The sequence below is a fragment of the Catellatospora sichuanensis genome, from assembly GCF_007483665.1.
In the GTDB taxonomy this organism is placed as follows: domain Bacteria; phylum Actinomycetota; class Actinomycetes; order Mycobacteriales; family Micromonosporaceae; genus Catellatospora; species Catellatospora sichuanensis.
On the sequence record NZ_ML660189.1, the window covers coordinates 152,728 to 176,256 of the forward strand.

Here is a 23,529-nt window from a genome sequence, read left to right on the forward strand (position 1 = left end):
CTGCTCGGCCGGACGCGAGCGACGCCACGAACCCCCAGTGAGATACTTCACCGGCACAAGTTACTGAACGTTCACTTAGCATCGGCGTATGGAGCCTCGTCTCGCCGATCGTGACCGTCCCTGGGTCATGCGCACCTACGCCGGCCACTCGAACGCGGCGGCCACCAACGCGCTCTTCCGGCGGAACCTGGCCAAGGGCCAGACCGGGCTGTCGGTCGCCTTCGACCTGCCCACGCAGACCGGCTACGACCCCGACCACGAGCTCGCCGCCGGAGAGGTGGGCCGGGTCGGTGTGCCCGTGGCGCACCTCGGCGACGCGCGGGCCCTGTTCGACGGCATCGACCTGGCCGCCGCGAACACCAGCATGACCATCAACGCCACCGCGATGTGGCTGCTCGCGCTGTACGTCACCGTCGCGCAGGAGCAGGGTGCAGACCCGGCCGCGCTGGCGGGGACCACCCAGAACGACATCATCAAGGAGTACCTGTCGCGCGGGACGTACATCTTCCCGCCCGGCCCGTCGCTGCGCCTGACCACCGACGTCGTCGCGTGGACCGTGGCGAACGCGCCCGCCTGGAACCCGGTCAACATCTGCTCGTACCACCTCCAGGAGGCCGGCGCGACGCCCGTGCAGGAGGTCGGCTTCGCGCTGGCCACCGCGGTCGCGGTGCTGGACCGGGTGCGCGACGGCGGCCAGGTCCCGCCCGAGCGCATGGGCGAGGTCGTGCAGCGCGTGTCGTTCTTCGTCAACTCCGGCGTGCGCTTCGTCGAGGAGATGGCGAAGATGCGCGCGTTCAACCGGCTCTGGGACGAGATCACCCGTGACCGGTACGGCGTCACCGACGCCAAGCAGCGCCGCCTGCGCTATGGCGTACAGGTCAACTCGCTGGGGCTGACCGAGCCGCAGCCGGAGAACAACGTCGCCCGGATCGTGCTGGAGATGCTCGGCGTCACCCTGTCCCGCGACGCCCGCGCCCGCGCCGTGCAGCTGCCCGCCTGGAACGAGGCCCTCGGCCTGCCCCGCCCGTGGGACCAGCAGTGGTCGCTGCGCCTCCAGCAGGTCCTGGCGTACGAGTCGGACCTGCTGGAATACCCCGACCTGTTCGCCGGGTCGCACGTGGTCGAAGGGCTGGTCGACGAGATCGCCGACGGGGCCCGCAAGCAGCTGGCCGAAGTGCTGGAACTCGGCGGCGCGGTCGTCGCCGTGGAGAGCGGGCACCTCAAGAGCGCCCTGGTCGCCTCGCTGGCCCGCCGTCGCGGGCGGGTCGAGTCCGGCGAGGACGTGGTGGTCGGCGTCAACCGGTTCATCGAGACCGAGCCGTCGCCGCTGACCGCCGCGGGCGCGCAGGCCATCGAGCAGGTCGACCCGGCCGCGGAGAAGGCCGCGATCGACGCGGTGCAGCGCTGGCGCGCCGAGCGCGACGGGTCGGCCGCCGCCGAGGCGCTGGACCGGCTGCGGGCCGAGGCCGCCGGGTCACGCAACCTGATGCCGGCCACGCTGGAGTGCGTACGCGCCGGGGTCACCACCGGCGAGTGGGCGGGCGTGCTGCGCGAGGTGTTCGGCGAGTACCGCGCCCCCACCGGGCTGAGCAGCGGCGTCTCCGGCGGCGGGGACGGGTCACTGGCCCGGGTCCGCGAGCGCGTGCACGCCACGGCCCGCGAGCTGGCGCGCCCGGCGCTGCGGCTGCTGGTCGGCAAGCCGGGCCTGGACGGGCACTCCAACGGCGCGGAGCAGATCGCCGTACGGGCCCGCGACGCCGGGTTCGAGGTCGTCTACCAGGGCATCCGTCTCACCCCGGCGCAGATCGTCGCGGCGGCGGTGCAGGAGGACGTGGACCTGGTCGGCCTGTCGGTGCTGTCCGGCTCGCACCTCAACGCGGTGCCCGCGGTGCTGAACGGGCTGCGCGCGGCCGGGCTGGCCGATCTGCCGGTCGTCGTCGGCGGCATCATCCCCGAGGACGACGCCGAGGTGCTGCGCGAGGCCGGCGTGGCCCGCGTCTTCACCCCCAAGGACTTCGCCCTCACCGACATCATGGCCGAACTCGTCACCGTGGTACGCGAACGCCACGGCCTGGCCTGATCCGCCGCACCGATCGCGTCCCGCCGATCCGGACCGATCATGAAGTTAGGGGCACGACGCGCCGTCGAGCCGTGCCACAAGTTCATGATCAACGCGGTGGAGCTCGGGGTGCGCGGGGGTCAGGCGAGGGTGAGGGCGGTGGTGGCGAGCATGCCGGCCAGGATGGTGAGGGCGATGGCGCCGGGGTCGAGGCGGGCGCCGAACCAGCGGTCGGCGAGGTCGCGGCCGGGGAGCAGGCCCGAGAGCGGCGCGCCGAGCAGGACCAGCCAGCCGGCGAGCAGGCCGGCCGGGCCGTGGTCCTGCAGGAAGGCCGCGATCAGGGTGACCACGGCGGCGCAGGCCGCGCCGAGGGCGAACAGCAGCGGCAGGATCAGCGGCGGCAGCTTCTCACCGCCGCGCTGGGCCCGGTCGATGCGGGCGGCGGCGCTCTCCAGCAGCGGGATCGGGTCGGTGGCGGCGGAGGCGGGCTGCTCGGGCAGCGGCAGCGGGGGCGGCACGGGGCCCAGCCGCCGGCCGCGGCGGCCGCGTACCTGCTTCAGCTCGTCCCACAGGGCGCCCGCCGCGAGGTCGGTCTGCGCGACGAGGCGCTGCGCGTGCGCCATCCGGGCGGTCGCCGCGACCACCGCGTCGTCGGCCGCGGCAAGGTCGTGCTCGATGGTGGCGATGCCGTCCGCATGGGACTGCACGGCCGCGGTAAGCGCCGCCTCGTGCCGCCGGGACGCGGCGACCAGGTCGGCGATCAGCGCGCGGTAGCGGACCGTCGGCGGGGAGGTCACGGGGCCACCTCGTACGGGATGATGATCTGCGCTCGCTGGTGCACCGCGCGGTCGAAGTGCAGGGCCCGGTTGAGCCGGGGGAACCAGGCCGGCCCGCCGGGCTGCGGGTAGAGCGCGGACAGCTCGGGCCCGTGCACGTCGAGCGCCACCCAGGCGCCGATCGCGTCGAAACGGGCGCCGGGGCCGCCGAGATCGTCGCGCAGCCGGGCGACCGTACGCCACCAGCCGAGCAGGTGGGTGCGCCGTTCCGGCCCGCGGGCGAGCACGGTGCGCAGCAGCTCGTGGCCGCTGGGCAGGCCCGGTCCTGGCTTGGCGGCCAGCCGCGCGGCGACCGCGTCCATCGCGAAGGCGAAGACGTAGTGCGGGGGAGCAGGCAGCTCGGGAGCACCGCGGTCGCGGCCTCCGGCGTCGGGTGGCGGCTCCTGGGCCAGTTCGGCCAGCAGGCCGGTGACGCCGTCGGCGTCGTACCAGTCGCAGCGGTGGCGGGCCTCGAGCACCGCGTGCAGCGACTTGGCGGGCGTGGTCGCATCGGAGTCCAGGCACAGCACGCTGAACCGGGCCGAGCCGGACGTGTGCTGGCTGCCCAGGGCGTGCCCGGCGGCCAGCAGCACCGCGCAGGCCTCGTCGGCCCGGGTGCCGAGCACGGCGAGGTTGCGGCCGGGCGCGCGGTTCAGCCGCAGTGTGGCAGGGCGGCCCGTCACGTCGATGGTCTCGCCGAGCAGGGCCACCGCGCCCACCGAGGCGGGCAGTTCCGGCGCGGGCGGTGGCGGCAGCAGGGGGAACAGCGGGCGGGAGTCGCCGTCGAACAGCCGGGGCGGCTCGGCGCCGTCGGGCCGGGCCGACCACAGCTGCTCCTGCAGTCCGAGCCAGGTCGCGCGGTCGCCCGCGTCGGGCAGCCGCACGATGGTGTTGGCCGACGGCACGCCGGAGTCGGCGTTGACCACGGCGTGGCAGCGCGGGATCAGCTCGGCGGCCAGGTTCACATCGGACAGGATGCGGCGCGCCTTGGGCAGCGCGATGCGCAGCGTGAACTGCGAGACCAGGCCGGAGCGGCCCCACAGCGCCTCGATGCCGGACACGTCCTGGCTGGCCAGCACCAGGTGGATGCCCTGCGAGCGGCCCCGGCGGGCCAGGTCTTCCAGCAGGTCCACCGCCTCGCTGGTGACCGCGTCGCGGGCGCCGAGCAGCACCTGGAACTCGTCGATCACGGCGACGATGCGCGGCCAGTTGCCTGCCGGGTCCTCGGCCCGCAGCTCGGCGAGCTTGGTCGCCTCGTGCTGCTTGGCGGCGGTGGCCCGGCGCTTGAGCTCCTCGGCCAGGTGCCGCAGCAGGGCCAGGCCGAACTCCCGGTCGCTGTTGACGTTGACGCCGACCAGCCGCACCTGCGGCAGCCAGCTGGGGTCGCGGGTGCCGGGGGCGAAGCGGGCGAAGGACACGCCCTCCTTGAAGTCCAGCAGGTACAGCGACAGCTCACCGGGGGAGTAGCGGGTGGCCAACGCGGCCAGCCAGCAGTAGATCAGGTTCGTCTTGCCCGAGCCGGACGGGCCGCCGATCAGGGCGTGCGGCGGGTCGTCGCCGAGCACCAGCTCGACCAAGCGGCCGTCGGTGCCCTCGCCGATCGGCGCGCGCAGCGCCTCGGCCGAGGACTGCTGCCAGATCTCGTCGGGCAGCAGCGCGGCGAACGGCACCGGCGGCGGCCCGGCGGTGGCCTGCTCGGCCAGCGCCCGGCAGACCCCGGTGACCAGGGCCGCACCCGGCGGGGCGTCCAGCCGCACCGGGATCTCGCCGGTGAGGCTGGTGCGGGCCGTGCCGTTGGCCCGGATCGCGATCGACTCGACGTCGGTGTCGGCGGCGAGGTCGAAACCCCGGCTGATCAGGTGTACGCCGGCCGCGACGCCGGTGCGGGCGACCCGGTCGAGCTGGGCCCGCTCGGCCTTGGACAGCTCCGCGCCGTTCGGGTCGGCCAGCAGCACCGCCACCCGCCAGGGCTCGGGGCGGCGGCCCGTCTCCGCGGCCAGCTCGGCCACGCTCAGGTAGACCCCGCCGAGCACGTTCTCGTTGATCCGGCGGATCTGCTCGGCGAGGTCGTCGAGCAGCGGGGCGAGCCCGCCCGGCCCGAGGTACGAGATCAGGCCCGCCGGGGCCAGCGGGGCGAGCCCGGCCAGTGCGCCGCCGAGCCGGCCCGGGTCGTACACGCTGATCCGCAGCGAACCGGGCGGCACCGACGCCAGCGCGCGCAGCAGCATCGCCCCGATCAGGGCGTCCACCGCGGCCACGCCATCGCCGGACACGCTCAGGTGTGCGGTGTCCAGCAGCGGCACCAGGGCCGGGACGGGCGTCGCCGGTGCGGGCTCCTGCACCAGCGAGCCGACTCGCAGCAGTCCGGGGGTGAGCCCGGCCTGCTGCTCCGGCTTCATCCCGGGTCGCCACGACGTCCACGGGCTGCCCGCGGTGCCGGGCGCGGCGGCCTCGGCGAGCCCGAGCAGGCCCCGGCCGAGTTTCGCGGTCTCCCGCTCGCGACGGGCCCGTGCCTCGGCCAGGGCCGTGTCACGCGTCGACAGCAGCTCGTCGCGCCGTCGCGGAGCCGAGCGCCGGACGGCGTCGAGCTGCGCCAGCGCGGCGGCCCGGGCGGCCGCGGTGGCGGCCAGCGAGGCGCGGGCGGCGTGCCGGGCCGCGGCCAGTTCCCTGCGTACCGCCGCGACGATCCCTCGGCTGGTCGGCGCAGTCGCGGCGTCCTGCTCAGCCACCGCTGCGGCGGCGAGCCGTGGGCTGCGTGACGCGGCCCAGCTCGTCGACGGCGGAGCGGCGGCGGCCGCTGTCGGTGATGCGCAGCGCGGCCCGGTGGGCCTCGGCCCGTTCGGTGGCCCGCTGCTGCGCGGCCCCGGCGGCGGCCCGTTCGGCCTCGATGATCTGGTTCAGCTCGTCGGCGGGCCGGCCGTTGGCCCGCAGCAGCGCGGCGACCAGCAGCGCGGCGGCGGTGGCGGCGTCCACCGGGTGGGTGGGCGCCCGGTCGGCGGTGCGCTGAGGCGAGGTGTGGCAGACCCGCGCCACGATCTCCTCGGCCGCCTCGGCGGGCAGCTGCGGCAGCAGCTCCGAGGGCAGCGCCAGGGCGGCCCGGCGTACCCGGGCCAGGTCCTCCAGCCGCGGCGGGTAGCCGACCAGGTCGGCGGCGAGCTGGCGCAGCAGCGGCGGTGCGATCGCGGCCAGGCCGAGGCCGACGGCGGGGCCCGCCGCGGCCAGGTGGCGGTGCAGCCGCCTGCGGTCGCCGTCGTGGGCCGCCTGTACGCAGCGGCGCAGCAGCTCGGCGCTGGACTGCGCGGCGTCGGCGCGGTCGCCGGTGAGCGTGGACGCGGAGAAGCCCTCGCCGGTCAGCGCGGCGATCCGCTCTCCCCACCAGTCGGCGAGGCGGCAGTCACCGGAGCCGGTGGCCTCCCCGCGCGGGGCCTGGGCGGGCACGGTGGCCTGCCAGCCCTCGTCGTGGCGGGCGTGTGTATCGGCGGGCATGCCCAGCGCCAGCGCGTACTCGTCGAGCCGGTCCTGGGCGACCCGCAGCGCGGCGGCGGCGTGGTCCAGGCGCTCGACGGCGCGGCTCAGGTCGGGCACGCTGACCGGGGTCGCGCTGTGGTGCAGCACCCAGGCCAGCAGCCCGGTGGCGCTGCGCAGGCGTTCGGCGGCGGCGGAGACCTGCGGCAGCGGCAGTTCCTCGCGGGCCACCCGCAACTGGTCGGCAAGATCTTGAACGAGGCTCATGCCGTCGCCTCCTTGCTGCGCTCGTCACCGACGGCATGAGCTGACCTGGGCCTGCTGATTCGCTCGCTACGCTCGTCACCGACGGCGTGAGCTGATCCGGGCACGCTGATTCGCTCGTTCATGAGGGCGCTCACAGCGTCGCGACGTACGACTCGGCCTGCTCCACCGCGTGCAGCGTCGCGGTGAGGCACTCCTCGAGTTCCGAGGCGGCCTGGGCGAGTGCGGCCTGCGCGGCGGTCACGGCCTCGTGTCCGGAGCCCTCCACGGCCGTGGCAAGGCTGAGCTGGGCCTCGCCGAGCCGGTCGTTGGCGGAACGGACCGCGTCCTGGCCTTCCTGCACATGCAGCATGGCGGCATCGATGGCGGCTTTGACCTCGGCGACGCTGGCCACGGCACCTCCACGGGGGATCGGATGGAATTCCTCCGCGAGAGTATGACGTTTTCGCCCGTTTATAACCCTTTCGCCACGCCTGGCGGCGGTAGCTACTTTTCCGACAGTGCCCGGACCGTGCGCCGCTGCCGCCGCCTTCGGGAAACGGTCATCATCCACCAGACCAGGCCGATCAGGAAGACGACCACCAGGAACGGGATGATGATGGCGACGACCGACAGGCTCGCGCTCGCGCCGTCCTCGACCGTGGACACGACCGGAGCCGCCACACCGAGCGTGGCCGCGTTCATCACCGGGCGGGCGACCGCCTTGGTGCTGTGCACCGTGAGCGCGATGAGCAGCCCGATCACGATCGGTATCCACAATTTCTGCGTCCACAGCGCCGACGGGTCGGTGACCGTGACGGTCTCGGAGCCCGAACCCGCCGCGAAGGCCATGCCACCCGCGGTCGGCCGGACCACCGTCTGCACCACGTCGTTGACGCTGTCCACCACCGGCACCTTGTCGGCGACGAACTCGATCGCCAGCAGCACCGCGAGGATCAGCAGCACCCACCCGTTGCTCAGCCATGACCAGGCCGAGGGCAGATTGATCAGATTGGTGTACCGGTCCAGCATGCCGATCACCAGCAGCGGGATGTAGGCGTTCAGTCCCGCCGCCGTGGCCAGCCCCGTACCGGTGAGAAGTTCGAGCACGCTCCCAGCATGCCCCGCTCGTGCAACGGACGCGAACGCTACGGCGGATACGCGTCCCTTAGGCTGTTTCGGTGCGTCTCGTCATCGCCCGGTGCACCGTCGACTATGTCGGACGGCTGTCATCCCATCTCCCCTCCGCCAAACGCCTGCTCATCGTGAAGGCGGACGGTTCGGTCTCGATCCACGCCGACGACCGGGCATACAAGCCGCTGAACTGGATGAGCCCACCCTGCAAGCTGGTCGAGGAACCCGGCGTGTGGCGCGTGGTCAACAAGGCAGGTGAGGAGCTCAGGATCGCCCTCGAGGAGATCTTCGAGGACACCTCCCACGTCTTCGGCCCCGACCCCGGCCTCCAGAAGGACGGCGTCGAAGCCCACCTCCAGGAGCTGCTGGCCGCCGCCCCCCACACCTTCGGCGAGGGCTTCACCCTGGTCCGCCGCGAATACATGACCGCCATCGGCCCGGTCGACCTGCTCTGCCGCGACGCCGCCAAGGCCCACGTAGCCGTCGAGATCAAACGACGCGGCGAGATCGACGGCGTAGAACAGCTGACCCGCTACCTGGAACTCCTCAACCGCGACCCCCTGCTCGCCCCCGTGGCCGGCATCTTCGCCGCCCAGGAGATCAAGCCCCAAGCCCGAGTCCTCGCCGAAGACCGAGGAATCCGCTGCGTGGTAGTCGACTACGACCGCCTCCGCGGCACCAAGAAAGACGAACTAACCCTCTTCTAACCCCCAAGATCCAGACGATCTTGCGTGGACTGTGGGTGCGACACGCCCGAAACGGGCAAAGGCGTAACAGTTCGCGCAAGATCGTCGCGATCTTGGGGTGGGGCGGGGGCGGGGCGGGGTGGGTTAGGGGGTGAAGCCTTTGCCTACCTTGGTGAGGGAGTCATCGACGATCTTGGCGAGGTCGAGGGTGCCGTTGGAGTCGACCCAGGCGAAGATGGCGGGGAGCATGGCGCCGAAGCAGGCGCCGGCCATGATCTGCACCTCCAGGTCGTCCTCGGGGCGGCCGGTGCGTGGCGCGACCGCGGCGCTGATCAGCTTGATGTTGCCGAGCAGGTTGTCGAGCAGGCGGGCACGCACCGCGGGCACGGAGTTCTGCAGGCGGGCGCGCAGGAGCAACTTGTCGCGGTCCGCGTCCGGCAGGTTGCCGAGCGTGCTCCGCACGGCGTGCCGCAGTGCGTCGACCGGCCCCATCCCGACCGGCGCCGCGGCGACCGCGGACGCCAGCATCGGGTCGTACTCGTCGTCGAGGACGACGTCCTCCTTGGTGGCGAAGTACCGGAAGAACGTGCTGGGGGAGATCTCGGCGGCCGCGGCGATCTGCTCCACCGTGGTGGCGTCGTAGCCCTGCTCGGTGAACAGCCGCAGCGCGTGCTCCTGGATCAACCAGCGGGTCTTCTGCTTCTTGCGCTCACGCAACCCCGACGAGCTCATGTGCGGATTCTCCACCATCGCCGGGGTCGGCGCGGCGGGCGGGCAGGAGCAGGGCGGTCAGCGCCGCCCCGGCGACCGCGATCGCCGCGCAGCACCACAGCACCGCGGCCATGCCCGCGACGAACGCGTCGTGCGCGCTCGCCGCCAGCTCCGGCCGGTCCAACAGGGCGGCCACGGCGTACGCGCCCGCGGCCGAGTCCTGCGCGGTCCGCGCCGCGTCGGCCCCGAGCCCGGCGACGTCGACCCGTCCGGTGTAGACGGCGTTGAGCAGGCTGCCCAGCAGGGCGACGCCGAGCGCCCCGGCGGCCTGCCGCATGGTCATCGTCAGTGCGGTGCCGGAGCCGGCCCGCTCTGGCGGCAGCGCGCCCAGCACGGCGTCCATTGCCGGGGCCAGCGCCAGGCCGGTGCCGAAGCCGACGACCGCGCACCAGGTGGCCGCGAAGCCGTACCCGGTGGTGGGTCCGGTCGTCGCCCCGAGGGCCAGCCCGGCCGCGGTGATGAGCAGGCCCGCGGTGACCGGCAGCCGGTGGCCGATCCGGACGGACAGCCGTGCCGCGAGCGGCGACGCCACGAACAGGCCGCCGATCAGGGGCAGCAGCCGGACGCCGGTGCCCAGGGCGTCGTAGCCGAATCCGAACGACAGGTACTGCGGCACCACGAAGAGCAGTCCGAACAGGCCGAAGGAGAGGATCGTGGCGGCGACCGCGCCCCACAGGAAACCGGGGTCGCCGAACAGCCGCAGATCGATCATCGGATGGGCGGTGCGCCGCTCCCACCACACGAAGGCGGTGAGCAGCAGCACGCCGCCGGTCAGCGCGGCCAGCACCAGCGGGTCGCCCCAGCCGCGTTCGGGGGCGGCGACGATCCCGTACACCAGGGTCACCAACCCGGTCGTGGAGAGCAGGCCGCCGGGCAGGTCGGCGGGGCGCGGGTGCGGATCGCGGTTCTCCGGCATCAGCAGCGCCACCGCGATCATGCCGAGCGCCGCGACCGGCACGTTGATCAGGAAGATCGAGCCCCACCAGAAGTGGTCGAGCAGGTAACCGCCGACGATCGGCCCGAGCGGGATGCCCAGGCCCAGGCCCAGCATCAGCACCGCGACCGCCTTCGGCCGCTCGGCGGGCGCGAACAGCGCGGGCAGCACCGCGACCGCGGTCGGGGTGAGGATCGCCGCGCCGAGGCCCATCAGGGTGCGGGCGGCCAGCAGCGCGGCCAGCCCATCGGAGAAAACCGAGATCAGCGAGGCCGCGCCGAGCACGGCCAGGCCGACCAGGAGCAGCCGGCGACGGCCGTAGCGGTCGCCCAGCGCCCCGAACGGCAGCATCAGACCCGCGAACACCAGCACGTACGCGTTGACGACCCACTGCAGCCCGGCGGTGCCCACGTCCAGGTCCGCCGCGATCGTGGGCAGCGCGACGTTGAGCACCGTCCCGTCCAGTCCCACCACGAGCACGCTGAGCACGAGCGCGCCGAGCGCCCACCAGCGCCGTCCAACCTGCATGACAGCTCCTCCAAAATGATAGTCACTAGAAAATGACAGTAGCTACCATAATTATGGAGCGCAAACAGCGAGGCCCCCGGCGGGTGCGCCGGGGGCCTCGTGGTGTTTTCGGATCAGCGGTCGCGACCGTGCAGCAGCTTCGTCACGGTCAGCGCCAGCCGGACCGCCGACGGCGTGCGCTCGAAGGTGAGCAGCGCCGGCAGGCTCGGCATGCGTCGCCGGGCGATGGCCTTGGCGCGGGTGAACTCGCGCAGGCCGTCCGCGCCGTGGATGCGGCCGAAGCCCGACGCGCCGACGCCGCCGAAGGGCAGCGTGGGCAGCACCGCGAAGGAGAACGCCGAGTTCACCGCGGTCATGCCGGTGCGCAGCCGCCGTGCGATCGCCATGCCGTGGCGCTTGGAGAACACCGCCGACCCCAGCCCGTACGCCGAGTCGTTGGCCAGCGTGATCGCCTCCTCGATCGAGGCGACCTTGGTGACCGTGATGGTCGGCCCGAACGTCTCCTCGCGCACGGCCGCCGAGGTCTCCGGCACGTCGACCAGGATCGTCGGCTTGACGTACGCGCCCTGCACCGAGTCGGGGCCGCCGAGCAGGGCGCGTCCACCGCTGTTCAGGGCGTCGTCGATGTGCCGGGCGATGATGTCGCGCTGGCCGGGCATGGTGATCGGGCCGACCTGCTCGCCGACCGTCAGCTTCTCGGTCCGCGCCACCAGCTTGCTCACGAACGCGTCGTACACCCGCTCGTGCACGTACGCCCGCTCGATGCCGACGCAGGCCTGGCCGGCGTTGAAGTTGGCGCCCCAGGCCGCCGCCTCGGCCGCCGCGTCGAGGTCGGCGTCGTCGGCCACGATCAGCGCGTCCTTGCCGCCGCACTCGATGAGCACCGGGGTCAGCGACTCGGCGCAGGCGGCCATCACCTTGCGGCCGGTCGCCGCGGAGCCGGTGAAGGCCAGCTTGTCCACGCCGGACCGGCACAGCGCCGCGCCGGTCTCACCGGTGCCGTGCACGATCTGCAGCACCGGGTGCTCCGGCACGACCTCGGCGAACGCGTCCACGTAGAACTGGCCGACGGCGGGGGTGTACTCGCTGGGCTTGAACACCACGGCGTTGCCCGCGGCCAGCCCGTACGCGATGGAGCCGAACGGGGTGAAGATCGGGAAGTTCCACGGGCCGAGCACGCCGATGACACCGAACGGCTGGTACTCCAGGTGCGCGGCGTACTCGGACTGCATCAGTGAGCCGCCGACGCGGCGCGGGCCGAGCACCTTGCGGGCGTGCTTGGCGGCCCAGGCGGCGTGGTCGACCGAGACGACGATCTCCAGCAGCGCCTCGTCGACCGGCTTGCCGCCCTCGCGGTGCATCAGCTCGGCCAGCTCGTGGATGCGGGTCACCAGCAGGCTGCGCCAGGCCAGCAACCGCCGGCGGCGCTCGCGCCAGCCCAGCCCGGCCCACCAGACGCTCGCGACGCGGGCCCGCTCGACGGCGGCGGCCACGTCCGCGGCGGTGGCGACGGGCAGGCGGGCCACCTCGTCACCGGTGGCGGGGTTCGTCGAGATCAGCTCGCCGGCCTCGACGACACTCGCGCCGGGCGGCAGGGATGAGATGGTGGTCACGCGCGCAGTCTAGGCCTACTCACGAGTAATCCGAAACATCCTCACGCATGGAGGTGGTCCTCGATCAGCCGGGCCGCGATCGCCGCCGGGTCGGGGAGCTCGTTGTTCTCATACAGGTCGAGGAAGCGCTGCTGCCCGGCGAACCGGGCGGCCCGGATCGTCTCCTGCATGCCGGTGTCCATCACGCCCGGGTTGACGATCTCCACCTTGATCCGGGGCTCGTCCGCGTACTGCTCGGCCAGGTGCGCGAAGAACTCCTCGGCCCCGCGCTTGGTCGCCGAGTACGCCGACCAGCCGTCGATGACCCGGTGCGCCGCGCCCGAGGAGACGAACATGATCACGGCTCGGGCCGTCGCGGGCAGGGCCGCCAGCAGGGAGTTGGTCAGCAGCATCGGCGCGGTCAGGTTCACCGCGACCGCGTTGGCCAGCTCGTCCGGCTCGAGGTCGCCGATCGGCCCGATCGGGGCGACCACCGCGGCGTTGTGGATCAGCACCACCTCGTCGGCGTCCGCGATCAGCTCGTTCAGTTCGGACGCGTGCGGCAGGGTGGACGGCTCGGCCAGCTCGCAGTGGCGCAGGACCAGCCGCGGACCGGCGGCGATGCGCTGCGCGTCGGTGAAGCCGCGACCCAGCGCCAGCACCGTGGTGTCCTCGTCGGTCTCGAACTGGTTCAGCAGCGCCTCACCCAGCCCGCGGGACACGCCTGTGATCACGACATAACGCACGCTCACAGGCTAGTCCGTGGACCGCCCCGCCCACGCGGCCAACCCCGTACGCCGCGAGATCCCGGCTGTCTGCCGCCGCCGGGACGACGGCAGACAGCCAAGATCTACGGCGAAGCCGCCTACTCGTACTCGGTGCCGCCCTTGCGGGTGAGGTAGGCGGGGGAGACCAGCTTGCCGATGGCGCGGCCACCGGTCACCGGGCTGTAGCGCTCCGGCGTCGACCGCACGACCAGGCCCTCGCGCAGGTTCGCGCCGGTACCGGAGACCGTCTCGGTGCCGTCGGCCAGCGCGATCAGCGCCTGCTCGTCGTAGGCGCCCCGGTACAGCACGGGGACCAGGGGCACCCCGTGCTCCGCGGCGAGCGGCGCGTACTCGTCGAGGGTCAGCCAGCGCACGCCGTCCCCGGCGTCCACGCAGACGTCGAACACCGCGTAGCCGGGACGCACCCCGGCGTTCGCGCCGTACGGCAGGTCCTGCACGCCCCGGCCGAACACCTCGCCGAAGACGCCGACCCGGGCCGCGCCGAGCGCGCCGGCGACCGCCGCGGCGAACGCGGGCAGGCCGTACGTGCGGATCGCCCGCCAGTACAGGTTGCCGTCGGCCTGCTTGATGGCCAGGCGCTGCTTGCCGAAGCCCTTCGAGGACGCGTACACCTCGCCGGTGGCCGCGACCAGCGTCATCAGCGTGGCCGAGCCGTGGATCTTCTCGGTGGCGATCACCTGCTCGCCGGCCGTGAACAGGTCCGGGTAGCGGCGGACGTTCTCCACCTCCAGCCAGGGCAGCAGGTCGGCCGCGGGCATCATGTCCCCGGCCAGGTGCACCGGCACCGGCGGGTTCCACTTGACCACGCCGAGCAGTTCCGCGAAGTCCGTGCCCGCCGCGGCCGCCTGGGCCAGGTCCACGTCGGACAGCGCCTTCGGCAGGCAGACGATGCCCTGGGACAGCTCGCCGCGCAGGCGTACCGCGGTGATGCGGTCCTTGTTCGCGCCCGAGAGGCGGCCGGTGAGGCCGAGCTCGGCGATGAGCGGCTCCGGTAGCACGGAGCCTTCGGGCAGGTAGACGGCGTGGTCCCCGGTGCGGAAAGCGCCCTTGGCGACCACCGCGCGCAGCCGTCCCACCTCGGCGAGCTCGAGCGCGTCGGCATTGTTGTGCGGGTGGATCACCAGCCGTTCCGCGGTGACCTTGAGTGTCGACATGCCGAGAATGGTCGCCGCCCGGCATGCCCCCCAGCAACCGACTTCCCGCCCGAGAGCAAGGAAGGGCACCTTCACATCGCTGTGTGTTGTAGAAGGTGCCCTTCCTGACATGCGCGACGACTGCGCGCCGCCAACCTGGGACGGCGTGAGGCGGCGGTGCTACGCCGTCCCGCGGATTGTGTGGGCGGACACCACTGGCGCGGCGCGTCCGGTGTGGCAGCATCCGGCGCACGCGAGTGAGGAGCGGGTATGGGTGACCTGGTGGCGTACCGGATGGACGTCGTGCCCGTCCGCGGCGGTGAGCTGCGGGTGGGCGTATGGGGCGAGCGCGGGCCGGTGGTCGTCGCGGTGCACGGGATCACGTCGTCGCACCTGGCCTGGACGCTGATCGGTCCCGAGCTGGGCCGCGACCACCGGGTGGTCGCCGTGGACCTGCGCGGCCGGGGCGGCAGTCGTGACCTGCCCGGCCCGTACGGCATGGCCGAGCACGCCACCGACATCGTCGCGGTCGTCCGGGCGTACGCCGACGGCCCGGTGACCCTGGTCGGCCACTCGATGGGCGGCTTCGTGGTCGCGGAGACCGCGCGCCGCTTTCCGGAGCTGGCCGAACGCCTGATCCTCGTCGACGGCGGGGCTCCGCTGCCGCTGCCGCCGGGCATCGACGCGTCCGGTGGCCCGGCCGCGCTGGAGGAGGCGATCGCCACGACGGTCGGTGCCGTCTTCGCGCGGCTGAACATGACCTTCGCGGATCGGGACGAGTATCTGGCGCTGTGGCGGCAGCACCCGTCCTTCGATCCCTGGCCGGCGGGGGCCGACGCTTATCTCGCTTACGACCTGGTGGACGAGGAGCCGCAGCTGCGCGCCGCCTGCCGGATGCAGGCCGCGGTCCGGGACGGCCAGGACCTCTACGCGTTGCCGGGCACGACGCCCGCTCCGCTGCCCTGCCCCGCCGTGTTCCTGCGCGCCCCGCGAGGCATGTTCGACGACCCGGACGCCCCGCTCTACACCCCGGGCCGGGCGAGCGAATGGCTGCCGGGTGTGGCGGAGACCGATGTGCCGGACGTGAACCATTACACGATCACGCTGGGCCGCGAGGGTGCCGCAGCCGTGGCCGCAGCCGTCCGGGCGGGTGCCCCTCACCCACTCTGACCTGTGCGGCGACGGCGCTCGCCCGGCTACTCAGCCAAGGAAGCGTTAACAAGGGCACCTTCTGCAACGCATGGCGATGTGCAGGTGCCCTTCCTTTGCGCCTGCTGATGAGTGGCTATGTTCACTTCGGGGGCAGGGTGTGGGAAGGCAGGGGCTCTGGCAGACTCCCGAGTAACCTTAGCGATCGTTCGGGAGATGGGATGGGCACTGTGGCTCGCGAAATCAACACGGTGGGCGTGGTCGGCCTCGGCACCATGGGCGCCGGCATCGTCGAGGTATTCGCGCGCAACGGCCTGCACGTCGTGGCCGTGGAGATCAGCGAGGGCGCGCTGGAGCGGGGCCGGGCCAACCTTTCCGGCTCGACCGACCGGGCCGTGGCCAAGGGCAAGCTGTCCGCGGAGGACCGCGACGCGCTGCACGCCCGGGTCGACTTCCAGGTCGGGCTGGCCGCGCTGCACAGCGTCGACTTCGTGATCGAGGCGGTGCCCGAGCACCTGGACCTCAAGCAGGCGATCTTCGCCGAGCTGGACAAGGTCTGCCCGCCGCACGCCATCCTGGCCACCAACACCAGCTCGCTGTCGGTCACCGAGATCTCGGTGGCCACCCACCGGCCCAACCAGGTCATCGGGGTGCACTTCTTCAACCCCGCGCCGGTGATGAAGCTGGTCGAGATCATCCGCACCGTGGTGACCGCGCCCGAGGTCGTGGCCGACGTGGAGGCGCTCTGCGCCCGCCTCGGCAAGACCGACGTGACCATCAGCGACCGGGCCGGGTTCATCGCCAACGCGCTGCTGTTCGGCTACCTGAACCACGCCGTCACCATGTTCGAGAACCACTACGCCACCCGCGAGGACATCGACGCGGCCATGAAGCAGGGCTGCGGCCTGCCCATGGGCCCGCTCGCGCTGATGGACCTGATCGGCCTGGACACGGCGTACGAGATCCTCGACACCATGTACCGCCGCGGCGGCCGCGACCGCCGCCACGCCCCGGCGCCGCTGCTCAAGCAGATGGTGACCGCGGGCCTGCTGGGCCGCAAGACCGGCCGCGGCTTCTACACGTACGAGAAGCAGGGCTCGCCGGTCGTGGTGGCCGACGAGCTGACCCCGGCCGCCGGCGAGCACGAGGCGGCCCCGCGCCCGATCGGCACGGTCGGCGTGGTCGGCTCGGGCACCATGGCCACCGGCATCATCGAGGTCTTCGCCAAGGCCGGGTACGAGGTGCTGAGCGTGACCCGCGGCGCGGAGAAGTCCGCGAAGGTCTGCGAGACCGTGAAGACCTCGCTGAACAAGGGCGTGGTGCGCGGCAAGCTCACCGAGGCCGAGCGCGACGCGGCCATCGGCCGGATCACCTGGTCCACCAACCTGGACCACCTGGCCGACGTGGACATGGTCGTCGAGGCCGTCGTCGAGGAGCTGAGCGTCAAGAAGGCGCTGTTCGCCAGCCTCGACGAGATCTGCAAGCCCGGCACCGTGCTGGCCACCACCACGTCGAGCCTGCCGGTCGTGGAGTGTGCCATGGCCACCCACCGCCCCGCGGACGTGGTCGGCCTGCACTTCTTCAACCCCGCCCAGGTGATGCCGCTGATCGAGGTCGTGGCCACCATCCGCACCAGCGCCGCCACCCTGGCCACCGCGGACGCCGTCGTCTCCAGCCTCGGCAAGACCGCCGTCGACTGCGCCGACCGCGCCGGCTTCATCGTCAACGCGCTGCTGTTCCCGTACCTCAACGACGCCGTGAAGATGCTCGAGGCCAGCTACGCCACCGCCGACGACATCGACGCCGCCATGAAGCTCGGCTGCGGCTACCCCATGGGCCCCTTCGAACTGCTCGACGTGGTCGGCCTCGACGTCTCCCTCGCCATCCAGCGCGAGCTCTACCTGGAACTCCGCGAGCCCGGCTTCTCCCCGGCCCCCCTCCTGGAGCACCTCGTCACCGCCGGCTACCTCGGCCGCAAAACCGGCCGCGGTTTCCGCGACCACACCCACCGCTGACGATCCACCCCGACGATCTTGCGCGGACTGCGGGGATGACACGCCCTAATCGGGCATATCCCCAACCGTTCGCGCAAGATCGTTGAGTCGTGTGAAGTGCGCCGTATCTTGGGGACATGAGTCCGCGTCGTAACAACAAGAAGGATCGCCCGGAGCGCGATCTTGATGAGACCATGTCGCGACGCGGGGTGGAGTACGTGCATGACGATCCGGACGGGGAGTTCACCGTCCGGCATCTGAGCGGCGAGCGGTCGGACAAGACCTACAAGTGCCCGGGGTGCCACCAGGAGATCCGACCCGGAGTGCCGCACGTGGTCGCCTGGCCGTCGCAGGGCTGGGGTGACGCGGGCGATCGCAGGCACTGGCACAGCAGCTGCTGGGGGAGCCGTCACCAGCGCAAACCCAACGTCGAACGGTCGCGCAACGCGCCCCGTTACGGCTGAGCGGCCGGGTGTGATCACCGTGACGTCAGGGGGTAGGGCGGCCTCTCCCGCGGGCAGACTGTAGGCGTGACCGCGATCCGTGCCAACTCGATCCTGCCCGCGCGCCGGCAGGACATCGAACTGCATACCGCCGACGGGTTGAAGCTGGTCGGGGAGCTGGCGCTCCCCGCCGACCGCGACCCGGTCGCCACCCTGATCTGCCTGCACCCGCTGCCGACGCACGGCGGCATGATGGACAGCCACGTGTACCGCAAGGCCGCCTGGCGGCTGCCCGCGCTGGCCGGGATCGCCGTGCTGCGCTTCAACAGCCGCGGCACCTCCAGCGTGCGCGGCACCAGTGAGGGCGCGTTCGACCACGCGGTGGGGGAGCGCTTCGACGTCGCCGCCGCCATCGAGTACGCGGAGTTCCACGAGCTGCCGAACCGGTGGCTGGTCGGCTGGTCCTTCGGCACCGACCTGGCCCTCAAGTACGGCTGCGACCCGGCCGTCGCGGGCGCGATCCTGCTGTCCCCGCCGCTGCGTTTCAGCAAGCCCGAAGACCTGGCGGTATGGGCGCAGTCCGGCCGACCGGTGACCGCGCTGGTGCCCGAGCACGACGACTACCTGCGCCCGGCCGAGGCGACGGAGCGTTTCGCCGCGATCCCGCACGCCGAGGTCGTCGGCGTGCCCGGTGCGAAGCACCTGTGGGTCGGCGACGCCGAGACGGTGCTGGACGAGATCGTCCGCCGGGTCGCCCCCGAAGTCGAGGTCCCGCTTCCCAAGGACTGGCCCGGTCCCATGGAGTACGGCGACGCCAGCGCGTACGCCGATCGCACCGTCGCCGCCTTCGCCGACAAGCCTCGCTGACCTGGGGGCCTGTCGGCGGCTGCGGACGCACACGCGATTGCCGTCCCTTCGTCCACGCTGCTGATCAGCTGCTCGGCGGGGGGAGAGCGACCCGGGCGACGAGGAACTTCGGGGCCATCTCGCAGTAGCTGTCGGTGATCAGTTCGGCGATCTCGGTCCAGTCGGTGTGGTCACCGAGGACGGCAGCGGCGACGTTGTGGCCCCATGGAGCGTGGAAGAACGGGAAGCCGCGGACGGTCAGGCTGAGCAGGTCGTCGATGGGTGTGCGAAACGTCAGCACGGTCGGCGCCTCGCCGGCGGTCAGCTGCCGGGCGTAGACCGGAAACCGTTCCGGGTCCGGCGTGTAGACGTGGGCGACCGTCCGCGCGCGGATCCGCCAGCGGACGCCGATCCAGGCCGGTTCCTCGTAGGTGTCCGGCAACCGTCGGCAGATCGGTCGCAGCCGGTCGAGGATCTCCGGCGGCACGTCTCCAGGGCCGGACATAGGCCGACAGTAACGGTTGTCAGCGAACTTCGCGTGCCGGTCGCTCGTGCATCTCGGGACATTGACATCCCGAGATGCACAGGGGTTTCGAGGGTTACCTGCTGGAGGCCTCGGCGTCGGTGCTGCGCCCGTCCAGGCTGATGGTGGGCTCGTTGCCGGCCAGCATGATGGTGGGCTCGTCCCCGGCCTGCTGGCCGGTCGGCTGCGTCCGGGCGGCCTGCGACTGTTCCGGTGCGGACTGGGCAGGAGACGCCTGGGCTGGTGCGCCCTCGGTGGACTTCGGCTGAGCGGGTGGCTGGACGGCTGCCTGCGCCGGTGGTGCGGGCATGGACAGGGTCTGGGTCGCCTCCTCGGCGGGACGTGACGCCTCGGCGCGACGGCGCTCCGCCTCCTCGGCCTCACGCTGTGCCTTGGCCAGCCGTTCCAGCTCGACGTGGAGCTGCTGCTTCAGCTCCGCCAGCCGGTGCTCGACCTGCGTGATGTCGGCCCGCACCGCCACCAGGCGGGTCTGGCCGTCCTCGTACTGCTGCTTGGCGGTGTCCGCGGCGGCCTGCTCGGCGGCGGCCCGCCCACGGGCGAGCGCCACCTCCTGCTCGGCCTGGTCGGTGCGCTGGGTCGCCTGGGTCTCCACGTCGGCCAGCTTCTGCGCGGCGTCGGCGGTCGCAGTGGTGAGCTTCCGCTCGGCTTCCGCGGCTGCGGCGGCCAACTGCTGCTCGGCCTGCGCGGCGGCGGCGGCAAGCTGCTGCTCGGCCTGCTCGGCGGCGGCCGCGAGCTGCTGCTCGGCCTGAGCCCGGCTCTCGGCCGCGTGGCGCTCGGTCTCGGCGCGGGCGGCGGCGATCTCCTTGTCGGCCTGGATGCGCCGGGAGGCGGCCTCCTGTGCCGCGGCGGTGCGCAGCCCCTGCGCCTCCACCTGGGCGTGCGCGAGCAGTTCGCGGGCTTCGGTGCGCAGGCGCTGCGTCTCCTCCATCAGCTCGACGCGGTGCTGCTCCTCGGCCTTGCGCTCCTCGGCACGCCGGGAGGCCAGGGCCAGGTCGAAGTCGCGGGACGCCGTGGCGGCGCGCTCACGGGCGTCGGCGAGCAGGCGCTCGGCCTCGCCGCGCTGGTCGGCGATCTCCTGGGCGGCGCCGTTGCGCAGGTCGTCGGCCTGGTCCTCGGCCAGCGAGAGGATCTGCTCCACCCGCGCGCCCAGGTGCCGGAAGGAGACCCGGGACGGCACGGCGCGGCGCGCGGCGTCGGCGAGCTCCAGCTGGAGCTGCTGCACCTGCCCGGCCAGCGCCTGGAGCTGCGAGATGGCCTGATCACGTTCGGCGGCCAAAGTCGCCAGTTCGGACTCGACCTGGACGACGTATCGGTTCACCTGCTTCTTGTCGAAGCCCTTGAGGGATGTATCGAAGCTTGGTTCCGATGAGACGCCCTCACCGAGCGCGAACAGGTCTCCGCCGTGCGACATGCGGTCCATCTTCACATAAAGAGTCACGCCGCGCCCGGCAGGTGCCGGGCGCGGCGTGATCAGATGTGGGCCGGGTCGTTATTCGGCCTTCTCGGCCTTCGGCTTCTCCTCGGCCGCCGGGGCCGGCGCCGGGTTGTTGTTGCCGACGCCGGGGACGATGCCGGCCAGGCCGGACAGCATCTGACCGAGCTGCGCGGTGACCGCGTTCTTCTGGCGGGTGAGGTCGTCGACCTCGCGGCGGGCGGCCGTGGTGGTCAGCTCGGCCTCGTTGCGGGCCTCGGACACCAGGCGGTGTGCCTCAGCCTTGGCCTCGTTGACGGCCTTCTCCGCGGCGATGCGGGCCTTCTCGGTCGTCTCGGTGGCGGTGCGCTCGGACTCGACCCGGCGCGCCTCGGCGCGCTGCTCGATCTCCTTGGCCCGGTCCTCGGCGGCACGGGCGCGCTCCTCGGCCTCGCCGACGAGCTTCTGCGTGGCGGCCACGGCGGAGGAGTGGCGCTGCGACTCCTCGCGCTCGGACTTCTCGCGGCGCTCGGCCAGCTCGAGCTGCAGGGCCTGCAGGTCCTTGTCTCGCTTGTCCCGGGCGTCGGCCAGCATCTTGGAGGCCTCGGCGCGCTTCTCCTCCGCCTCGCGGGCGGCCTTGGCGCGCAGCTGGGTGATCTCCCGCTCGGCCGTGGCGCGCAGCGTCGCGACCTCGCGCTCGACGGTGGCCTTGAGCTCGGCCACCTCGTGCGAGGTGGCGGTGCGCAGCTGCTTGGTCTCGCGGTCGGCGTCGGCGCGCAGCGTGTCGGCCTCGCGGCGGGCCTGCACCCGAACCTCGGCGGCCTCGCGCTCGGCGGCGGTGCGCAGGTTGCCGGCCTCGCGCTCGGCGGTCGCCTTCATGGCGGCGGCCTCGGCACGCGCCTTGTCGGTGATCTCGCGGGCCTCGAGGCGGGCCGCGGACAGGATGCCCTCGGACTCGCGCTTGGACTCGCCGCGGTGGTCGTTGGCCTGCTCCTCGGCGAGGCGCAGGATCTGCTCCACGCGGGTGCCGAGGCCGGACAGGGTGGGGCGGCTGTTCTCTTCCAGCTGCTTGCTCGTGTCGGTCAGCTTCTGCTCGACCGAGTTGAGGCGCTGCTCAGCCTGGCGCAGACGACGCTGGGCGTCGTTCATGCGCTGCTCGGCCTCCGCGCGTGCCTGCTCCGACTGGGCAAGCTGAGCGTTCAGGCGACCGACAAACGCGTTTACCTGCTCGCGGTCGAAACCGCGCAGGACGACTGTGAAGTCTTGTTGGGTATTCGCGCCATCGAAGAACGCGACGGAGGAGGGCTGCTGGGACATTGGCACATACTCGCAGATGACCCCGGGTGTCGCGCAAGGGCGTGGGGGTACTTTCGCCCACCGGATGTGGGCCGTTGGCACGAAGGTGCCGGTGACCATAACGGATGGATGATCCATACCGGAAGCTAATTGTCAGTATTGCCCGAAATGCCGGACGGCGGAAGTGCGCCGTTGCGCTTCCGCCGTCCGTGTCCGCACGGTGCTGTGATCTGCGGTGAGCCGGAGATCACACCCCGCGGAAGCGGTTGATCGCGGGCAGGTGGCGGGCCCGCTTCTCCTGATCGCGTACGCCCAGACCCTCCGCGGGGGCCAGACACAGCACACCGACCTTGCCCTGGTGCGTGTTGCGGTGCACCTCGTAGGCGGCCTGGCCGGTCTGCTCCAGCGGGAACACCTTGGACAGCGTCGGGTGCACGCGGCCCAGGTCGACCAGGCGGTTGGCCTCCCACGCCTCGCGGTAGTTGGCGAAGTGGCTGCCCACGATCCGCTTGAGCGACATCCACAGGTAGCGGTTGTCGTACTGGTGCTCGTAGCCGCTGGTCGAGGCGCAGGTGACGATGGTGCCGCCCTTCTTGGCGACGTACACGCTGGCGCCGAAGGTCTCCCGGCCCGGGTGCTCGAACACGATGTCCGGGTCCTCGCCGCCGGTCAGTTCGCGGATGCGTGCCCCGAACCGCTTCCACTCGGCCGGATCCTGGGTGTGCTCATCGGACCAGAACTTGTAGCCTTCCGCGGCCCGGTCGATGACCAGGTCGGCGCCCATGCGGCGGCAGATCTCCGCCTTCTCCGGAGAGGACACCACGCACACCGGGATCGCGCCGCCGTTGAGTGCCATCTGCGTGGCGTACGAGCCGAGGCCGCCGCTGGCACCCCAGATCAGCACGACGTCGCCCTGCTTCATGTTGGCGCCGTGGTGCGACACGAGCTGCCGGTACGCGGTGGAGTTGACCAGCCCCGGGCTGGCCGCCTCCTCCCAGGTCAGGTGGGCGGGCTTGGGCATGAGCTGGTTGGCCTTGACGATGGCCAGCTGGGCGAGGCCGCCGAAGTTGGTCTCGAAGCCCCAGATGCGCTGCTGCGGGTCGAGCATGGTGTCGTCGTGGCCGGCCGCGTCCTCCAGCTCGACGTTGAGGCAGTGCGCCACGACCTGGTCGCCGGCCTGCCATTTCGTCACGCCCACGCCGGTGCGCAGCACGACGCCCGCCGCGTCCGAACCGACCACGTGGTACGGCAGGTCGTGGCGCTTGGTCAACGCCGACAACCGTCCGTATCGCTTCAGGAAGCCGAATGTCGACAGCGGCTCGAAAATGGAGGTCCACACGGTGTTGTAGTTGACCGCGCTCGCCATGACCGCGATCAGCGCCTCGCCCGGCCCCAGTTCCGGTGTGGGCACTTCCTGCAGGTGGAGTGCCTTGCGGGGGTCCTTGTCGCGAGTGGCCAGTCCGTCGAACATGGCGGTCTCGTCCTCGCGTACCACCATCCCCTGGTAGGAGGCGGGCACCGGCACGTCGGCCAGGCTGCGCAGCCGCGCGGCGGGGTCGGCCGCGTTCTCGGCTTCCATGATCACGTCGAGGATGTCTTGCACGGCGCCACCTCCGTGGTGAGGGAACTGCGGCGTCCCGCGCTCGCGCTGCGGGCGGAGTTCCGGGTCTGCGGGCCATCCTTGGCGGGCCCTCCTGC

The 23,529-nt window shown here is 72.3% G+C and carries 20 protein-coding genes; 6 read left to right on the forward strand and 14 right to left on the reverse strand.

The window, feature by feature from the left end:
* Nucleotides 1-88 precede the first annotated feature (88 nt).
* Nucleotides 89-2,080 carry a protein meaA gene (locus FLL47_RS11065; protein WP_144120386.1) on the forward strand — a complete coding sequence of 664 codons (1,992 nt, stop codon included), beginning with the start codon at nucleotides 89-91 and terminating at the stop codon, nucleotides 2,078-2,080.
* 119 nt (nucleotides 2,081-2,199) lie between these two features.
* Here FLL47_RS11065 and FLL47_RS42815 read toward each other — a convergent pair whose 3' ends face one another.
* The 5 genes from FLL47_RS42815 to FLL47_RS11090 form a co-directional block, all read right to left on the reverse strand.
* Nucleotides 2,200-2,856 carry a hypothetical protein gene (locus tag FLL47_RS42815; protein WP_186315660.1) on the reverse strand — a complete coding sequence of 219 codons (657 nt, stop codon included), beginning with the start codon at nucleotides 2,854-2,856 and terminating at the stop codon, nucleotides 2,200-2,202.
* Nucleotides 2,853-5,603: an FtsK/SpoIIIE domain-containing protein gene (locus FLL47_RS11075; RefSeq protein ID WP_246157791.1), complete on the reverse strand. Its 2,751-nt coding sequence runs from the start codon at nucleotides 5,601-5,603 to the stop codon at nucleotides 2,853-2,855. The genes FLL47_RS42815 and FLL47_RS11075 overlap by 4 nt, the downstream gene beginning before the upstream one ends.
* Complete coding sequence (locus tag FLL47_RS11080) at nucleotides 5,596-6,606, reverse strand: hypothetical protein (protein ID WP_144120387.1); 1,011 nt, start codon at nucleotides 6,604-6,606, stop codon at nucleotides 5,596-5,598. The genes FLL47_RS11075 and FLL47_RS11080 overlap by 8 nt, the downstream gene beginning before the upstream one ends.
* A gap of 130 nt (nucleotides 6,607-6,736) precedes the next feature.
* Nucleotides 6,737-6,997 (reverse strand): hypothetical protein, encoded by a 261-nt coding sequence (locus tag FLL47_RS11085; protein ID WP_120318357.1) that lies wholly within the window; start codon nucleotides 6,995-6,997, stop codon nucleotides 6,737-6,739.
* A gap of 92 nt (nucleotides 6,998-7,089) precedes the next feature.
* Nucleotides 7,090-7,692 (reverse strand): DUF4126 domain-containing protein, encoded by a 603-nt coding sequence (locus FLL47_RS11090; protein WP_144120388.1) that lies wholly within the window; start codon nucleotides 7,690-7,692, stop codon nucleotides 7,090-7,092.
* A 71-nt stretch (nucleotides 7,693-7,763) separates the two neighbouring features.
* Between FLL47_RS11090 and nucS the strand changes: the two genes are divergently transcribed.
* The gene (gene nucS / locus FLL47_RS11095; RefSeq protein ID WP_144120389.1) at nucleotides 7,764-8,423 is read left to right on the forward strand and encodes an endonuclease NucS; all 660 of its coding nucleotides are present in this window, start codon (nucleotides 7,764-7,766) and stop codon (nucleotides 8,421-8,423) included.
* Nucleotides 8,424-8,546: 123 nt separating this feature from the next.
* Here the strand turns inward: nucS and FLL47_RS11100 are convergent, their stop codons facing one another.
* The 5 genes from FLL47_RS11100 to FLL47_RS11120 all read right to left on the reverse strand — a co-directional run bounded on the left by FLL47_RS11100 (nucleotide 8,547) and on the right by FLL47_RS11120 (nucleotide 14,169).
* Entirely contained in the window at nucleotides 8,547-9,134 is a 588-nt protein-coding gene (locus FLL47_RS11100; RefSeq protein ID WP_144120390.1) for an acyl-CoA-like ligand-binding transcription factor, read from the reverse strand.
* Nucleotides 9,112-10,635 (reverse strand): DHA2 family efflux MFS transporter permease subunit, encoded by a 1,524-nt coding sequence (locus FLL47_RS11105; protein WP_144120391.1) that lies wholly within the window; start codon nucleotides 10,633-10,635, stop codon nucleotides 9,112-9,114. The genes FLL47_RS11100 and FLL47_RS11105 overlap by 23 nt, the downstream gene beginning before the upstream one ends.
* Nucleotides 10,636-10,748: 113 nt before the next feature.
* Entirely contained in the window at nucleotides 10,749-12,239 is a 1,491-nt protein-coding gene (locus FLL47_RS11110) for an aldehyde dehydrogenase family protein (RefSeq protein WP_144120536.1), read from the reverse strand.
* A gap of 50 nt (nucleotides 12,240-12,289) precedes the next feature.
* Entirely contained in the window at nucleotides 12,290-12,973 is a 684-nt protein-coding gene (locus tag FLL47_RS11115; protein WP_186315661.1) for an SDR family NAD(P)-dependent oxidoreductase, read from the reverse strand.
* 119 nt (nucleotides 12,974-13,092) lie between these two features.
* Nucleotides 13,093-14,169 carry an RNA ligase (ATP) gene (locus FLL47_RS11120; RefSeq protein ID WP_144120393.1) on the reverse strand — a complete coding sequence of 359 codons (1,077 nt, stop codon included), beginning with the start codon at nucleotides 14,167-14,169 and terminating at the stop codon, nucleotides 13,093-13,095.
* Nucleotides 14,170-14,418: 249 nt separating this feature from the next.
* Here FLL47_RS11120 and FLL47_RS11125 point away from each other — a divergent pair, with 249 nt between their 5' ends.
* The 4 genes from FLL47_RS11125 to FLL47_RS11140 all read left to right on the forward strand — a co-directional run bounded on the left by FLL47_RS11125 (nucleotide 14,419) and on the right by FLL47_RS11140 (nucleotide 18,601).
* Nucleotides 14,419-15,318 (forward strand): alpha/beta fold hydrolase, encoded by a 900-nt coding sequence (locus FLL47_RS11125; RefSeq protein WP_144120394.1) that lies wholly within the window; start codon nucleotides 14,419-14,421, stop codon nucleotides 15,316-15,318.
* A gap of 200 nt (nucleotides 15,319-15,518) precedes the next feature.
* A complete protein-coding gene (locus tag FLL47_RS11130) occupies nucleotides 15,519-17,312 on the forward strand; it encodes a 3-hydroxyacyl-CoA dehydrogenase family protein (RefSeq protein ID WP_425457679.1) in 1,794 nt (597 codons plus the stop codon).
* A gap of 116 nt (nucleotides 17,313-17,428) precedes the next feature.
* Entirely contained in the window at nucleotides 17,429-17,755 is a 327-nt protein-coding gene (locus tag FLL47_RS11135) for a hypothetical protein (RefSeq protein ID WP_425457680.1), read from the forward strand.
* Between the two features lie 66 nt (nucleotides 17,756-17,821).
* Entirely contained in the window at nucleotides 17,822-18,601 is a 780-nt protein-coding gene (locus tag FLL47_RS11140) for an alpha/beta hydrolase (protein ID WP_144120395.1), read from the forward strand.
* A gap of 64 nt (nucleotides 18,602-18,665) precedes the next feature.
* Here FLL47_RS11140 and FLL47_RS11145 read toward each other — a convergent pair whose 3' ends face one another.
* From FLL47_RS11145 to ccrA, 4 genes are all read right to left on the reverse strand, one after another.
* Entirely contained in the window at nucleotides 18,666-19,085 is a 420-nt protein-coding gene (locus FLL47_RS11145) for an MmcQ/YjbR family DNA-binding protein (protein ID WP_144120396.1), read from the reverse strand.
* Between the two features lie 94 nt (nucleotides 19,086-19,179).
* Nucleotides 19,180-20,535 carry a coiled-coil domain-containing protein gene (locus tag FLL47_RS11150; RefSeq protein ID WP_144120397.1) on the reverse strand — a complete coding sequence of 452 codons (1,356 nt, stop codon included), beginning with the start codon at nucleotides 20,533-20,535 and terminating at the stop codon, nucleotides 19,180-19,182.
* Between the two features lie 78 nt (nucleotides 20,536-20,613).
* Nucleotides 20,614-21,852 carry a coiled-coil domain-containing protein gene (locus FLL47_RS11155; RefSeq protein ID WP_144120398.1) on the reverse strand — a complete coding sequence of 413 codons (1,239 nt, stop codon included), beginning with the start codon at nucleotides 21,850-21,852 and terminating at the stop codon, nucleotides 20,614-20,616.
* A 226-nt stretch (nucleotides 21,853-22,078) separates the two neighbouring features.
* Nucleotides 22,079-23,434, reverse strand: coding sequence for a crotonyl-CoA carboxylase/reductase (gene ccrA, locus FLL47_RS11160; RefSeq protein ID WP_144120399.1), 1,356 nt, complete (start codon nucleotides 23,432-23,434; stop codon nucleotides 22,079-22,081).
* Nucleotides 23,435-23,529: the final 95 nt, after the last annotated feature.

Bases quoted from the DNA above. Each gene is read 5' to 3' on its own strand.
- FLL47_RS11065 (WP_144120386.1), top strand. From the start codon at position 89: ATGGAGCCTCGTCTCGCCGATCGTGACCGTCCCTGGGTCATGCGCACC.
- FLL47_RS11080 (WP_144120387.1), bottom strand. From the start codon at position 6,606: ATGAGCCTCGTTCAAGATCTTGCCGACCAGTTGCGGGTGGCCCGCGAG.
- FLL47_RS11100 (WP_144120390.1), bottom strand. From the start codon at position 9,134: ATGAGCTCGTCGGGGTTGCGTGAGCGCAAGAAGCAGAAGACCCGCTGG.
- FLL47_RS11105 (WP_144120391.1), bottom strand. From the start codon at position 10,635: ATGCAGGTTGGACGGCGCTGGTGGGCGCTCGGCGCGCTCGTGCTCAGC.
- FLL47_RS11120 (WP_144120393.1), bottom strand. From the start codon at position 14,169: ATGTCGACACTCAAGGTCACCGCGGAACGGCTGGTGATCCACCCGCAC.
- FLL47_RS11125 (WP_144120394.1), top strand. From the start codon at position 14,419: ATGGGTGACCTGGTGGCGTACCGGATGGACGTCGTGCCCGTCCGCGGC.
- FLL47_RS11130 (WP_425457679.1), top strand. From the start codon at position 15,519: ATGGGCACTGTGGCTCGCGAAATCAACACGGTGGGCGTGGTCGGCCTC.
- FLL47_RS11135 (WP_425457680.1), top strand. From the start codon at position 17,429: ATGAGTCCGCGTCGTAACAACAAGAAGGATCGCCCGGAGCGCGATCTT.
- FLL47_RS11145 (WP_144120396.1), bottom strand. From the start codon at position 19,085: ATGTCCGGCCCTGGAGACGTGCCGCCGGAGATCCTCGACCGGCTGCGA.
- FLL47_RS11150 (WP_144120397.1), bottom strand. From the start codon at position 20,535: ATGTCGCACGGCGGAGACCTGTTCGCGCTCGGTGAGGGCGTCTCATCG.
- FLL47_RS11155 (WP_144120398.1), bottom strand. From the start codon at position 21,852: ATGTCCCAGCAGCCCTCCTCCGTCGCGTTCTTCGATGGCGCGAATACC.